The organism is Pseudomonas sp. LB3P58 (assembly GCF_054897895.1).
Genome location: NZ_JBUBVE010000001.1, coordinates 39919 through 55594, shown reverse-complemented (window position 1 = coordinate 55594; position 15676 = coordinate 39919). Strand labels below are relative to the sequence as shown.

7 protein-coding genes are annotated in these 15676 nt (G+C 57.5%); 4 read left to right on the top strand and 3 right to left on the bottom strand.

Annotation, left to right across the window (positions count from 1 at the left end; translation table 11 throughout):
• Nucleotides 1-75 precede the first annotated feature (75 nt).
• From purH to ACYZTZ_RS00205, 3 genes are all read left to right on the top strand, one after another.
• Entirely contained in the window at nucleotides 76-1683 is a 1608-nt protein-coding gene (gene purH, locus ACYZTZ_RS00215) for a bifunctional phosphoribosylaminoimidazolecarboxamide formyltransferase/IMP cyclohydrolase (protein ID WP_461996862.1), read from the top strand.
• 156 nt (nucleotides 1684-1839) lie between these two features.
• Nucleotides 1840-3135, top strand: a complete 1296-nt coding sequence (purD, locus tag ACYZTZ_RS00210) for a phosphoribosylamine--glycine ligase (RefSeq protein ID WP_046044758.1) — start codon at nucleotides 1840-1842, stop codon at nucleotides 3133-3135.
• 99 nt (nucleotides 3136-3234) lie between these two features.
• Nucleotides 3235-6009 (top strand): hybrid sensor histidine kinase/response regulator, encoded by a 2775-nt coding sequence (locus ACYZTZ_RS00205; RefSeq protein ID WP_461996861.1) that lies wholly within the window; start codon nucleotides 3235-3237, stop codon nucleotides 6007-6009.
• A 23-nt stretch (nucleotides 6010-6032) separates the two neighbouring features.
• On the opposite strand, the gene ACYZTZ_RS00200 is transcribed toward ACYZTZ_RS00205, so the two are convergent.
• Both ACYZTZ_RS00200 and ACYZTZ_RS00195 read right to left on the bottom strand, forming a co-directional pair.
• Entirely contained in the window at nucleotides 6033-6737 is a 705-nt protein-coding gene (locus tag ACYZTZ_RS00200) for a hypothetical protein (protein WP_461996860.1), read from the bottom strand.
• A gap of 58 nt (nucleotides 6738-6795) precedes the next feature.
• Complete coding sequence (locus ACYZTZ_RS00195; protein ID WP_461996859.1) at nucleotides 6796-7584, bottom strand: hypothetical protein; 789 nt, start codon at nucleotides 7582-7584, stop codon at nucleotides 6796-6798.
• Between the two features lie 253 nt (nucleotides 7585-7837).
• Between ACYZTZ_RS00195 and ACYZTZ_RS00190 the strand changes: the two genes are divergently transcribed.
• Entirely contained in the window at nucleotides 7838-8434 is a 597-nt protein-coding gene (locus ACYZTZ_RS00190) for a MarC family protein (protein ID WP_007937197.1), read from the top strand.
• A 78-nt stretch (nucleotides 8435-8512) separates the two neighbouring features.
• Here the strand turns inward: ACYZTZ_RS00190 and ACYZTZ_RS00185 are convergent, their stop codons facing one another.
• The gene (locus ACYZTZ_RS00185) at nucleotides 8513-15577 is read right to left on the bottom strand and encodes a TcdA/TcdB pore-forming domain-containing protein (protein ID WP_461996858.1); all 7065 of its coding nucleotides are present in this window, start codon (nucleotides 15575-15577) and stop codon (nucleotides 8513-8515) included.
• Nucleotides 15578-15676 lie beyond the last annotated feature (99 nt).

Genomic DNA, 15676 nt, shown 5'->3' with positions numbered 1-15676 from the left:
AATCAAACCAGAAAGGCGCCCGCGTAAAAACGGTCGCCTTTTTTGCTGACTCCTTTGCTTTTGATGGAAATTGAAATGACCGACCAGACTACCCGCCTGCCGATCCGCCGCGCCTTGATCAGCGTTTCCGACAAGACCGGGATCCTCGAATTCGCCAAAGAGCTTGAAGCCCTGGGCGTCGAGATCCTCTCCACCGGCGGAACGTTCAAGCTGCTGCGCGACAACGGTGTTGCCGCAGTGGAAGTCGCGGATTACACCGGTTTCGCAGAAATGATGGACGGCCGGGTAAAAACCCTGCACCCGAAAATCCACGGCGGGATCCTCGGTCGTCGCGGTATCGACGACGCCATCATGAACGAGCACGGCATCAAGCCGATCGACCTGGTAGCGGTCAACCTGTACCCGTTCGAAGCCACCATCAACAAGCCAGGCTGCGACCTGCCGACCGCGATCGAGAACATCGATATCGGCGGCCCGACCATGGTCCGTTCGGCTGCAAAAAACCACAAAGACGTGGCCATCGTGGTGAATGCCAGCGACTACGCCAGCGTCCTCGAAAGCCTCAAGGCTGGCGGCCTGACCTACGCTCAGCGTTTCGACCTGATGCTCAAGGCCTTCGAACACACTGCCGCCTATGACGGCATGATCGCCAACTACATGGGCACCGTGAACCAGGCGGCTGACACCCTCAGCACCGAAGGTCGCAGCGAGTTCCCGCGCACTTTCAACAGCCAGTTCGTCAAGGCTCAGGAAATGCGCTACGGCGAGAACCCGCACCAGAGCGCGGCGTTCTACGTTGAAACCAAACCTGCCGAAGTCGGTATCGCCACGGCGACCCAACTGCAAGGCAAAGAGCTGTCGTACAACAACGTGGCCGACACCGACGCCGCGCTGGAATGCGTGAAGAGCTTCGTCAAACCGGCTTGCGTGATCGTCAAGCACGCCAACCCGTGCGGCGTGGCCGTCAGCCCGGACGCCGAAGGCGGTATCCGCCAGGCTTACGAGCTGGCCTACGCCACCGACACCGAGTCGGCGTTCGGCGGCATCATCGCGTTCAACCGCGAACTGGATGCTGAAACCGCCAAGGCCATCGTCGAGCGTCAGTTCGTCGAAGTGATCATCGCCCCGTCCGTCAGCGAAGAAGCTCGCGCCATCGTGGCCGCCAAAGCCAACGTGCGCCTGCTGGCCTGCGGCGAGTGGTCGGCTGATCGCGCCGCTGCCTGGGACTACAAACGCGTCAACGGTGGCCTGCTGGTACAGAGCCGCGACATCGGCATGATCGGTGCCGACGACCTGAAAGTCGTGACCAAACGCGCTCCGACCGAACAGGAAATCCACGACCTGATCTTCGCCTGGAAAGTCGCCAAGTACGTTAAGTCCAACGCCATCGTCTACGCCAAGAACCGTCAGACCATCGGTGTCGGCGCTGGCCAGATGAGCCGTGTGAACTCCGCGCGCATTGCTGCGATCAAGGCTGAACACGCTGGTCTGCAGGTTCAAGGTGCGGTCATGGCATCGGATGCATTCTTCCCGTTCCGTGACGGTATCGACAACGCGGCCAAGGTGGGTATCACTGCGGTGATCCAGCCTGGCGGCTCGATGCGCGATAACGAAGTGATTGCAGCAGCCGACGAGGCTGGCATCGCCATGGTCTTTACTGGCATGCGTCACTTCCGTCACTAAGTACGACGATCAACTGTGGGAGTGAGCCTGCTCGCGATAGCGTCCTTTCAGACACATAGATTCTGAATGTAACGCCGCCATCGCGAGCAGGCTCACTCCTACAGAAAAGCATCTCTGCGGTGCTCCCCAGAATTAGCGTCATCCGAGGTTTTTGAAATGAATGTTTTGATCATTGGCAGCGGTGGCCGTGAACACGCCCTGGCCTGGAAAGTGGCTCAGGATCCGCGCGTGCAGAAAGTTTTCGTGGCGCCCGGCAACGCAGGCACCGCCATTGAAGCCAAGTGCGAGAACGTCGCTATCGATGTGCTGGCCCTTGAACAGCTTGCAGATTTCGCCGAGAAAAACGTTTCCCTGACCATTGTCGGCCCGGAAGTGCCGCTGGTCGCGGGCGTCGTCGATCTGTTCCGCTCCCGTGGCCTGGATTGCTTCGGTCCAACCGCTGGCGCTGCTCAGCTGGAAGGTTCGAAAGCCTTCACCAAGGATTTCCTGGCGCGCCACAAGATCCCGACCGCCGACTACCAGAACTTCACCGAGATTGAGCCTGCCCTGGCTTATCTGCGTGAAAAAGGCGCACCGATCGTGATCAAGGCCGATGGCCTGGCCGCCGGTAAAGGCGTGATCGTTGCCATGACGTTGACCGAAGCCGAAGACGCCGTACGCGACATGCTGGCGGGTAACGCATTCGGCGACGCAGGCTCGCGCGTAGTGATCGAGGAGTTCCTGGACGGCGAAGAAGCCAGCTTCATCGTCATGGTCGACGGCAAGAACGTATTGCCGATGGCCACCAGCCAGGACCACAAACGCGTCGGCGACGGCGACACCGGTCCGAACACTGGCGGCATGGGTGCATACTCCCCTGCCCCGGTCGTGACTGCTGAAGTGCACAAGCGCGTCATGGACCTGGTGATCTGGCCGACCGTGCGCGGCATGGCCGAAGAAGGCAATGTCTACACGGGCTTCCTGTACGCCGGTCTGATGATCGACAAGGCTGGTAACCCAAAAGTCATCGAATTCAACTGCCGTTTCGGCGACCCTGAGACCCAACCAGTGATGCTGCGTTTGCAGTCGAGCCTGGTGTTGCTGGTCGAAGCTGCGCTGGCGCAAGCCCTGGACAAGGTCGAAGCACAATGGGATCCGCGTCCGAGCGTCGGCATCGTGCTGGCGGCTGGCGGCTATCCTGGTGACTACGCTAAAGGCGTTGCCATCAACGGTCTCGATGCAGCTGCTGCACTGGAAGGCAAAGTCTTCCACGCCGGTACTGCACTCAAGGACGGTCAGGTGGTAACGGCCGGTGGTCGGGTACTCTGCGCCACGGCAATGGGTGCCAGCGTCGATGCCGCTCAGCAGCAGGCTTACAAGCTGGCGGCCAAAATTGACTGGGAAGGCTGTTTCTATCGCAAGGACATTGGCTACCGTGCCATTGCCCGCGAGCGTGGCGAAAATCAGGAATAAGAGCGCCTTTCGGCCAGGCAAGGGCTTCGGGCCCTTGCCTGACTATTCCGGCGCCGCGCATAGTTATATTCTGGCATCAACCTACGAAGGGATTTCGCCGTGCGCTGGCTCAGGATTGCCATAGGTTTCACCGTCACTCTGCTGACCTTGCTCTGCATGCTCCCGGCCCAGGCCGCGCAAGGCAGTGGCTGGGCGGTATTGCTCGACGAACAGGGCGACTTGCAGCTCAGCGACATCCGTTCCGCTCGCTACACCAATCAATTCAGCCCCATTGAACTCGACCGCCTCACCGCCGCCGAGCCCGATGGCGCGTTATGGCTGCGCTTCAGACTCGCTCCCGGCAAGCATGAACAGTTGCTGCGGGTGTTCGCGCCCGACCTGTCGCACCTCAATCTGTATGTGCTGGACGGCGACACGCTGATCGAGCAACTGAACACCGGCACCGGCCAGCCCCAGGCTGAACGGCCACTGCCCAGCAGCGACTTCATGTTGCCACTGCCGCAAAACGAAAAACCTCTCGATGTTTACCTGCGACTGGTCTCCGACCATCAGTTGAGGCCTTACATCACCCTGCAGTCAGCGGTCATGACCGCGGCCAATCAGAATCAGACGCTGATCTACGGACTGTTGTTCGGTTGCCTCGGGATGTTGATCCTGTACAGCCTCGTCCGCTACGCCTATACCCGCTCACGCAGCAGTTTCTGGCTGGCCGGATGTGAAGCATTGTTGATGCTCAGCCTGTTGCTGTTGCTGAATCTGGCAGGGCCCTGGCTGCCGAACTGGCACGCGGTGCAGACACCCGGCGCCTACTTCGCCTTGCTGCTGACGGCGCCGTGCGGCCTGATGTTCGCCTATCGCTTCTTCGCCCCACTCGGCCCGCACCCACTGAACAAGCTGCTGCTGGGGGACATTCTGTTCATCGTGGTCTGCGGCTTGCTGCTGTTATTCGTCAACACGCTGCCGCTGAACATCATGACCTACGCCTTGGTCGCTCTGGCAGGTCTGAGCATGTTGTTCGTCAGCGCCTATCACTGGCAAAAAGGTTATCGCCCGGCGCGCCTGTTCGTCGCGGCAATGGTGGTGTTCAACATTGGCACTCTGATCATGTTGCCGGCGCTGCTGGGATTGACCCTGGTCGCACCGCAAGGCTTGATCATGACGCTGCTGGGGTTAATCTGCATCAGCGGCGTGTTGATGAGCATTGCCTTGAGCGAACGTCAGCGCAGCATCACCGAAGACCGTTTCAGCGTCAGCCGCGACCTGGCCGCCAGCAATGCGGAGATCAACGCCAAGGCCGAATTCCTGGCAAAAATCAGCCACGAGATCCGTACCCCGATGAATGGCGTCCTGGGCATGACCGAGCTGCTGCTGGGCACGCCGCTCTCGGTCAAGCAGCGCGACTATGTACAGACCATCCACAGTGCCGGCAACGAACTGCTGACACTGATCAACGAGATTCTCGACATCTCCAAGCTCGAGTCCGGGCAGATCGAACTGGACGACGTGCAGTTCGACCTCAACGCACTGATCGAAGACTGCCTGAGCATCTTCCGCGCCAAGGCCGAACAGCAGAACGTCGAGCTGATCAGCTTTATCCAGCCGCAAGTGCCGCGCGTCATCAGCGGTGACCCGACTCGCCTGCGCCAGACCCTGCTGAGCCTGCTGGAAAACGCCCTGAAGAAAACCGACGAAGGCGAAATCCTGATCGTCGTCGCGCTCGATGAGCGCAGTGTCAAACCGCGCTTGCGCATTGCCGTGCAGGACAGCGGTGAGCCGATGGACGTCGAAGAGCGCGACGCATTGATGCACGCCGAACTGCACAGCAAGCACTTCCTCTCGGCCACCCGTTTGGGAGGCAACTTGGGGCTGGTGATCGCCCGTCAGCTGATTCGCTTGATGCAAGGGGAGTTCGGGATCAAGAGCGGCGCCAATCAGGGCAGCACCTTGTGGCTGACCCTGCCGCTGGACCCTGACCGCCTTGAACACCCGACGTCTGACCTTGATGGCCCCTTGCAGGGTGCACGGGTATTGGTGGTGGACGATAACGACACGTGTCGCAAAGTGCTGGTGCAACAATGCACCGCCTGGGGCCTGAATGTCAGTGCCGTAGCGTCCGGCAAGGAAGCGCTGGCGCTGCTGCGGACCAAGGCTCACTTGCGCGATTACTTCGACGTGGTCCTGCTGGACCAGAACATGCCCGGCATGACCGGCATGCAACTGGCGGCCAAGATCAAGGAAGACCCGAGCCTGAACCACGACATCCTGCTGATCATGCTCACCGGCATCAGCAATGCGCCCAGCAAGATCATCGCGCGCAACTCCGGGATCAAACGCATCCTCGCCAAACCGGTGGCCGGCTATACCCTCAAGACAACATTGGCCGATGAGCTGAACCAGCGAAACAAGGGCCTTTCCATCTCGCAGCACCTGCCCACCGGCCCGACCTTACCGGTGAAGGTGCCAAGCGATTTCCGCATCCTGGTGGCCGAAGACAACAGCATCTCGACCAAAGTGATTCGCGGCATGCTAGGCAAGCTCAACCTGCAACCGGACACCGCCAGCAATGGCGAAGAAGCCTTGCAGGCGATGAAAGCCCAGCGTTATGACCTGGTCCTGATGGACTGCGAAATGCCGATCCTCGACGGCTTCTCCGCGACTCAGCAATTGCGTGCCTGGGAAGTCGGTAATCAGCGGACTCGCACGCCGGTGGTGGCGTTGACTGCTCACATCCTTGCTGAGCACAAGGAACGCGCACGCCAGGCCGGTATGGACGGGCATATGGCCAAACCGGTCGAGCTGTCGCAGTTGCGCGATTTGATTGAGCATTGGGTTGCGCAGCGTGATCAGCAAAATCGGACCGCCTCGACCTTCTGAAGCAGCCCAGTGTTGCGATTCGATCAGACACCCGAAGAGCCGTCGCTCAGGCTCAACATCGCAACATTTGCGTCAAGCTTTTCCCTGACCTTCAAGGCGATAGCATCACGCGCAGGCCCGTAGAGGGTTTCGGACAGATAGACCCGGGCGTAACGCATGCTGACAGCGCCTTGCACATCTTCGGCCTGATACAGCTGCACCAAAGGATTGGGGCTTATCTCCAGATGGGTTTTGAACTCCAGGCACACACTTGTGAACGAGGTCGGAGTTCGCGCCAGAATCACAAGCAAGCGCACAACGTTGGGCGGCGCAGGTACCTCAGTCGATTCATCTACGGACGTTTTTTGCACGTGACTGCGCAGCAAGCTCATTGCAGGTTCGGTGCCCGACACACTCGCCACCCGTGCCAATATTGCGGCAGCAGCTTGCCCTTCGCCTGAAGCACCTTTGGACATCGCAGCGGCAACCCATTCGATCGCAGACTCGACGCTGTTCTCGGTGATGAGCCTTTCCTCTCGTGCCTTTGTTTGCCGCAGCCAGAAGTCATCTAAAACTTCCACATAGGCGTTGTACCAATCAGCCTTTGGATTTTTTTCAATCTTTTTATTGGCAACCAATTGCGCCAGAAGCACCGAATTGACCAAATCATCATGAGCTGCCTGCCCATCAGATCCAGGAACAATCACGATAGCCCCACCAACGACCGACACTGAATAATCGCGACTCATATCAGTTCCTCGTTCATAAAGAAGGGCAGCCGATACTCGACTGCCCTGCAAGATTCAATTAGATGTCATAGTCAACAATTTTGCCGGCGTGCGCGATAAGTTTATTTGCAATAGTTTCACGATTAGCTGTGGCAACCAGATCATTCTTTTCAAACAATGTTTCACCGCGATACAGTTTCACACCACGAGTATCCACATCCACAAACAGCACTTTGGTCGACGTGTTCCTGCGTAAAAACCGCACCGCACCGATGGCCATAATGGCGACGCCATTATGTTCAGTGCACGCACCGGCCGCTATTCCGCCTACGCCATGCGTCAACAGATTTCGCTCATAAACTGTCAGTGCCGTATCGCGCTTTTGCAAGGCTGCAATCGCATCCCCCGCCACTTTCAGCATCAGTGCAGTACTCGGACCAGGCAGCGCAAGGCCAGCGACCACCGAGCCAAGAATCTCCAACACCATTTTGTCCATGCGGACACTGGTTCCGCTGATGTTCAAGTCGCTGTAGTACTTGCGCACAGCTGACCAGCCAGCATCTTGCATGACTTTTCGAAACAACTGATACCACTCTACACCCTGGTATTCCTCTGGATATTTTTTGTTCGCTACAAGGCTCGCATAGAGAAAAGCATTCTGCGCATCCGACCGGTTCTCACCACTGAGGCCACTGCTGAAAGACAATACACCTTCGCCGACGATAGAGGCTTTCGACGGTTCTTCAATGGTGTCACCCACTGTAAACATACTACGAGGGCGAATGATCACCTCATCATCCAGTTCATATTCCTGCACACGTTTAATACAGCCCGCAATATACTGCTCACTAACCACTTGGTTATTCATACTAAATTCCTTATTTATATTAAAGCAAGCTCCTCATGAACTTGCCAGAGAACAATAACCAAACAAGCGAACACTAACAAACCAAAACATGTAACATCATGTCCCGCCACACCATAACAACCAACACCATTTACTTAGTTAAGAACACGCAAATAAAGACAACTAACAATCAGATTGTTGAAACCCGATACCCACACGCAATTGATCGACTGATAGACTTCGCCTCACCCCTCTCTTGATGCGAGCCGAAACCATGCTCCACGTGTTGTTCAGCGTTTACCTGAAGATGCTGGTGCTCTACAGCCCGTTCTTCGTATTGTCCTGCTTCATCAGCCTGACCCGCGGTTATTCGCGCAAGGAACAACGTCGACTGGCCTGGAAAGTGGCGACTGCCACCCTGGTCTCCAGCGTCTTGCTGTACCTGTTCGGGCGAGTGATTTTCAGTGTCTTCGGCATCACCGTGGACGCCTTCCGCATCGGCGCCGGCAGTGTGTTGTTTATCTCGGCGCTGGGCATGGCTCAGGGCAAGTCGGCGGTGCAAACCGACAACGTGCAGCAGGACGTGACCATCGTCCCGCTGACCATTCCCCTGACGGTCGGCCCCGGCACCATCGGCGCCTTGCTGGTGATGGGCGTGAGCCAGCCTCATTGGGACGACAAACTCACGGCCATTCTCAGTATTGCCCTGGCCAGTTTTACGGTCGGCGTAGTGCTTTATCTGTCCAACCGCATCGAGCGCATTCTCGGTGACCAGGGCTTGCAGATCGTCAGCCGGTTGATGGGGTTGTTCGTCTGCGCATTGGCGGCGCAGATCATCTTTACCGGGGTGAAGGGCTACCTGGTTCCGTGACGCCCACCTTCGTCATTAGCGCGGCAAGCTGCCTGTCCTCGATGGCCTGTGGCTGTCAGAACTCAATCTTCTATTTTTTCAACTATTGCGGTGGGCAAAATATCTTTGAGTAACACACTGCTTGTACCGCCCTTCCTGGCCAGGGCACTCACCAGTGTTGACACCGCGAAGGACTGATAGCCGCTCATCGTCAGAAATACGTTCCGTTGCAAAACGATATCGCTGGAGAATACGTCGCGAAAGATCAAGCTGTGTCCGCTGTCCGCTGTCCGCATCCACAATCACCAAGTGTTCATCGACCCGGCTCGCCCACAACTGATCCGCAACCACGATATCCCAGATGAGTTTTCCCGGAACCGAAGGCGAGTGGTCGAGCGAATGACGGCAATCGACAATGACCGATTCAAGTTTCAACCACACGGCTCTGGTAAGCCGACAGGTCGTTGAACCTTGACCCAGTTTGAGCACCAGGATGCTGACATCATCGGCGATCAACGGGAGCAGGTCCGTACGCGTTTTCGCCCCCTCGACCACCAGTACTTCGGCGTTTCGCTCGACATAGTCGAACGGCCCGACCCTGTTGTTTTGCGGGTAGGTGTGTAAAAAACCATCCCCGCGGTCATGCAGCATCACATTGGTTTGATGCTGGGTGCCGACGAGCGTGAATTGCGCAGCAATAGCGGTCTTCGGAATGCGGATCAACCGTCCGGTCCGGACCACGTACCATTGTGGGTAGTCAGGGTCTTTGATGGACAGAAAATCGGCGCATCGATGTTTGTTCGCCAGCGCCGCCAGGCCCTCACTCAACTCACCTTCCAGTGCCGCGACCCAATGGCTGTCAACGCCCGTAATCCGAACCGGTTCGTTGTACTGTAAATCCACCTCCACACCTTCAAGCGTCGTTGCCCTCAGGCCAGAGCCTTCCACTGTTACGTCGCTAAAGGTCCAGCTCGCCCATTCCTGCGTCGGGGCTGGCAATGCCTCAGCCAGTAACAGTTTCGTTCCCTGGGCAAATGCCGTGCTCAAGTGGTCTGGATCGATAAACCCCTGACGGACAATCTTGCCGGTTGAAAGATCAAACAGACAGGTGGCCTGATTGTCTGGAGTAGTACTCAGCAACCGTACTTCTTTGCCGAGCCCCATTTCAGCGAGCAGCAGCCGACCACCCAAGTACCAGGCGCACAAACCGGCTTTGAAACCGGTCAAGCCCAGGATGGCAAAACTCGGCACCGGGTATTGCAACGCAACCGTTTCCAGCGCCGACCACCATTGGGTTTTTCCCTTGAACCAGTGCTCGGTCAGCCCGCCGAGTCTCAGATTCCCGTCCGGCATAATGTCAAAGAACAGACCAGCGTCGGTCAGGACGAGATAGTCCCGCTCAACGGCGACAACATTTTTCAGCCCAGGGGGGGAGATGTTGCTGGACGACCATTGTGCGCGACCCTCCACCATCGACCTTTGCTGACACATGAGGCTTTGGTGAAGTTTGTCGCAGGTAACGAACACTTCGCCCTCGACACCGGCGGGAACAATGAGCACAAGATCATTCAAGGCCTTGATCGAGTCTGCCCATCCCCGCGCATGGTGACGCCTGGCAGGTGCACGAATAATCAACCCATCACTGCTGCGCACCCAGACCAGATCCCGCGACTCGGCATCGATCTGCCAACAAATCGAAACCAGTGCACCGGGACGCCAGTTCACTGTAGTGGCGGACTCTGCCAGCAACACATAGTCGCCCAGCACCTGCTTCCAGTCCTTCAGCGTGTCGGCGTCCAAAACGACCTGCAACGCAGGATCCTGACCGCGGGTGATCGAGCTGAGCAACACGGCCCGGTCATGGATCACATAGGTCAGCTCATCGCGCTGGCCGGCCTTTCCAGTGATCTGCTGCACGATCTGAATGCCGCCATTGGTCACGGCCTCACAGCGGACAATCGCCACGCCATCTCTAATAAGCAAACGATAGCGCTGAACCAGCGTTCCGGTGATCACATCGACCTGCCAGATATAGAAATCATCGAGGTGATAGAAGTAAGCCGAACCCTCCACCACCGCGCCCAATATCACCTCATCCGACAACAGGACATTCGGGTCGCGGATGTACAGAAAACGATCCTGCGCCGAGTCGTAATACGCGGTTACCGTCCTGGGTTCGTCCGGCTTTTCGAACGGCACCACGAAGTTGCGAACGGGGGTGTAAGACGTGGCCAGGCGATGTTCATGGGTCAGTGTCTTGAAGTGATCCAGCAACGCTTGTTCCCCGAGGACCGGATCGGCCTCTTCTTCGACAACCTCCAGTCGCCGGGCAGCAAGATCTACACGCACGATTTTGTTATCCGCCAGCTTAAGCAATACATGGTGAACGCCACCGCCACTGAACGTCACATCCAGCGTCGCCGAAACAAGGTGTCCCCCCGCTTCTATCCGGATGTCTGACTCCGCCAGCCACGGAGTCCGCAGCACCCAGAGCATGGCCGTATGACCGGGCGCGACGAGTTCAAGGCTCACCCCGGGATTGAGCAGCACGGAACATTGAGCACCTGCGCCTTCTACCCGATAGGACACCAGCCCGTGCCACATCTTCGGCAACGCAGGTACCGCGAGTGCACGCTCGACGTTATCGAGACGAACGTTGAATACCGTTGGTTTGTAGGCCGGGTACAGCCGGTTGACCACGTACTCGCCGGGAAACGAATAGAACGAAAACAGAAACTGCCATTGCCCCTGTTCGTTCTTTTTCTCCAGTCGACGTGCCGTGTCGTACCCGCCGGCATGACGAAACGTGACAAACGGCAGCAACTTGTATGCATAGCCGTACCAGGTCTTGGGTCTGCCGGGCAGAACGATGGTCTGTCCTGCCTGTGGTGAGAAACTCGCCGAGTCCGGCAACTCAAGTCCCTGACGAATATCGATGGCTCGGTTGTAATCCACATCGTAATCCGGGACCCCGAAATGGTCCCGAAGCGGGAACAGTTTCGGGCTGTCGAAATGGACGGTGGATGCGCGTAAATCCAAATCGGCAAACACCAGCAAGGGATTCGCCATCCAGGCATTCGACGCCTTGTCCAGGTGATAGCCTCCTTGTACATACGCCTTTTCAAGCCCATCAAAAAACAGCGCGACCTCCTTGGCTTCCTCCGCAATCGTCGCAAAACCTTCGGCCAGCGCAGTAACGCCCACTGCCAACCCGCCAAGAATCACCCCGGCGCCCCCCAGCACCGCGGCCACCGTACCCGCGCCAGCCAGGGCGGCCCCCAGACCCGCTGCGCCCAGCACCGTACTCGCGGAGTCGAAGGCCAACTGCGTCCCGAACTGCGCCTTTTCAATCTCATTGGTGGCATGGCTCAACTGGTAAATATCAAACCCGACATTCACCATCCCCAATACCGTACCGACCCCTTCATTGGCGACATGCCCCAACGCCCTACGCACTAACGGCGCGCTGGTCCTGGCGATCAGCTTTTCATCGTCCAGTGCCTGGCGGATCAGTTTGATCACACCCATAACGTCCACTACGTTGCCATGGGCCAGCTGGGCATAGTTCACGTAGGCATGCAGGCGAATGGCGGTGGTCAGGGCCTTGTCACCACCGCTGGCCGCGCCCTCGTGATGTCGCAGCGCATTCATCAGGGCCTGTATGGTGAAACCGGCATTGAGCGTATGAACGCTGCCGGCGTCCGTCGGATCAAGTGGATTGACCGGCGCACGCGGGCGAGCGGCCAATGAATGGAAGGTTTCGGAGAGGAAGTTTTTAATTCTCAGGAACCGGTGATCGCTGGTGGTGACACGCTCAATGGTCTGCCCGGCATCGGTGTTGACCAGACTGATTGTGTATTCCCCTGTTGGGGTTATCTCCAGTGTCTCGAACAACGCAACAGAGTCCGACGCCAGCCCGTGTTGCGCCTGCAACTGCCGTGTCGCCTGCGCGATCTGCCCACCCCACCAGTGCGCGTCCAGTTCCAGCAATGAACTGCCCAACGCTGCATTGTTGACCAACGACTGCCCCCGGGCACTGGCCAGCCGTTGTCTTACCCGAGGCGCCTGCTCAGGCAATGCTCCCGGCGCCAACAGACTTGAGACCTGAGCACCGGACGCAAGCACCATGGCGTTCAGCCCTGCGCCATTGAGTTCGATCAAGTCAAAAGTCGGACGTGTCACATCCCCAAAGGCGGCGTAATGCCTGGCCATCTCCTTGCGGATGAAAAAGTGCGTCAGCGCCTCACTGAACGTCGAGGCAGTCGCGAACTCGAAGATCCCGAAATTCGGATCGTAGAGCAGGTAAGCGCTGCGCGGCCCCTCAAACGTTTTCGCAACCAGCATCGAGTGGTTGTCCGAGTTGAGCATCAGGGTGGTCGTGGCCGTTTTTTCTTCCAGCATCGCTACGACCTGAGTCAGATCGGAGCGCATCAACGGCTTGCCTGGTTCATTGACCGGGACGTCACGCAGCTCCTCGATCATGTTCACAAACTCCCTTGAGTCGCCGGCTTCAGGCTCGGTAACCGCCAGGTAAAAGCGTTCCCGCAAGGTATTTGCCGCGTTGCTGCCTTTATGGAGCGCAGCAGCCATGGCCAGTGCCAGTGGGTAACAGCGTCCGGCAACCCGATCGCCCGATCCTTCGAGCAACAAGTCCTGCGGCACCATTTTGAAACTGCCGTGAACAAAGCTGTCCAGCACTTCACCGATTCGCTCGCCAATCCGGTCGCGGTACTCGAGTTTCGCCACGTGCTGAATTCTGGCGACCAAACGCCCCCATTCCACCAGGGTCAGCGGGCGTTCGAGTGCCTGTTTCTTGAGCTCGACGCTGGTTTCGGACAAGGCCACGGGCAGGTTGGAAGCACGCGTCAACCCGGCAAGGAAAGCCGGATGACGGTGCTTGAACAACTCCCGCTCAATGGCCCCGTAACGGTGGATGACTCCCAACTCCGACATCGTATTGGCAAGGTTTTCAAGCGTTGCACTGACGGCATCAAAATGCTGGTTATCCAGCGCACTGACCCCCAATAGCCCACTCAGCAACAGTCGCTGCAGCGGGTTTAGTTTCACGGTGAGCAGTGGGTCTTTGGCGACCCGCCTCAGCAGTTCATCCACCGACAGGTTTTGTGTCGCCGCGTCCGGGAGGGATGCCGGGGGGCGGATGTTGGCGTCCTGAGCAATGATCGCTTGCCGGTCATCGAAGCTCAGGGACAACGGCTTTTCAAACGTCACGCTGCCGTAGTGGCGCTGACTCATTGCCTGGCGAAATGGCTCACCGAGATCATCGGCCAGTTGCTGCAACAGATCGGTGATCAACACATGACGACCTTCGATCACCGGCCAGCCTTCTTCGAAATCAATACCCTGGTAGTTGAGCAGCTGTGTGACATCGCCGGCATAGCGGGTTTTGAACTGCCCGGCCTCCCAACGCTGCTTTTCTCTATTCAGCCATTGAATCGTGTCGCTCTCGTTCTCCTTCCAGGAGTGATCCAGTTCCTCCTCGGTCGCCCGGTTGACGGTTGCGATGGCGGGTATGGCAACTTCAGTTCTCGAAGCTGCAGCGCCCCGCGGGGTGAAATGCATTTTTTCGTAATCCGCCAACCCATCGCGCATCGCAGCAGGCCCGGTCAGATAAATGGTCACTTCACTCTGTGGACGGATACCGTCGCTGTAGTAAGCAGCGGCAGCTTCAGCCAAGAACTTGAGCGCTATTTCTTCCTCCATCGGCAGTTCATGCAAGGGCCCGAACCGTTTCTCGACCACCTCCTCGGCAACGCCACTGACTGCCTGGGCATCGATAAGCGCGATCTTTCTTTCAACGGCTAACCGGGCGGTGGCATCCACCACCTCATAGTTAAGCCTGAAACGGTCAAGAACAGCCTTGAGCATCGCTGACCCGGGATGAGCCATCATGAATGCGTTACTCAACGTGCTTTGTTCGGCGACGGCACGCAGTCCATCCGGTCGCACCTGGCGCTCTACCGGGCGCCGGAAAACACTGCTGATATCAGGGCTGCTCTTGGAAAAATTCTCCAGCGCCTCACGGTGCTCCAGGGGAATTTGCTCGAAATAGTTTGTGTACTTGCTGCGTATAACCTGTCGCCCCGGCATCCACTCAGGACGGTGGTCAAGTATCAACTGCAAAACACCCAGGCGTGCATCCGAGCCAAACCGGCTGATATCCACCCCGCCCAGGTTTTCTAACAGCGGCGGCAGGTTATCCACGTCTGCATAACTGCCACCGTCGGCGAACAGTGCCTCGGCGCGGACAATATCGGAGGCGGCAGCAAAGTTGCCACGCAAGCTGACTTCTCGCTCGTAGATGTCCTGCACGTACAAGGGTGTCGCCTCGGTGGCGAGATCGCAAAGAACAATAGCGCTCTCTTTCAACGACAACAGACTCTGGCGGTTGTTTTCCCTGAGTACTTTCAACCGCCCTTCATCTTGGCTATAGGCTCGAACCAACAGATCGATCCTGGCGTCGTCGGCGCTCTCTCCGCGTTCTAGCGCTATATTAATGTGTGCAAACATCTGCTGCTTGAGAGCGATGACCCGCTGTTCATACTTGTCGCCTAGCTCAATAGCGGTACTACTGGTCTGCCCGCCATTAAGCATGGCGTCAGCCTTGGCCGCCTCGACAATAATCCGATTGGTTTCGTACGCCAGCAATGCATCGCTGTCGTACCAGAGTTTTAGAGTGTAACCCTGCCCAGACAATGTCTGCTTCCAGATATTGATGTAGTCGCGTTGGATATTTCCTATACCGCCGCCGAGCCAGACGAAGTGCAGATTGTCAGGAACGTCTGTTTTGGGAGTTTGCAACTGCTGCGTACCGTTCGACAAACGAGCCTCGAAACCTTCGAGCCGTTCGTAGATGTCTGTCACGTCGGGGGACGCGCTCTTGGGAGGAAGCGACTCAGTCGTTCGTCGTGGTCGACCCACAGGCCCGCCAAAAGATGCCAAAGCCTGCTTCAACAGGCCCAGCGGCTCCAGCATCCTGGGCGAATCGAGCAAGTCGATGCAGCCTGAGTAATACCTGAAGACAGCGTCATACTCATCGGTACCTTTGTGCGAAATTAACGCCTGCTCAAGATCTTTAAGATTAAAAAGTTTTGCGAACTTTACATACTCACCGACATACGCAACGTCCAAATGACTATTAGACAAGACACTCTCCAGCTTCAATACATGCAATTAAGTTCTGTAAGCCAGCCACGCAAATACCGCTCGACGATAACGTCAACCATTTCATATTTTTGAACGAGA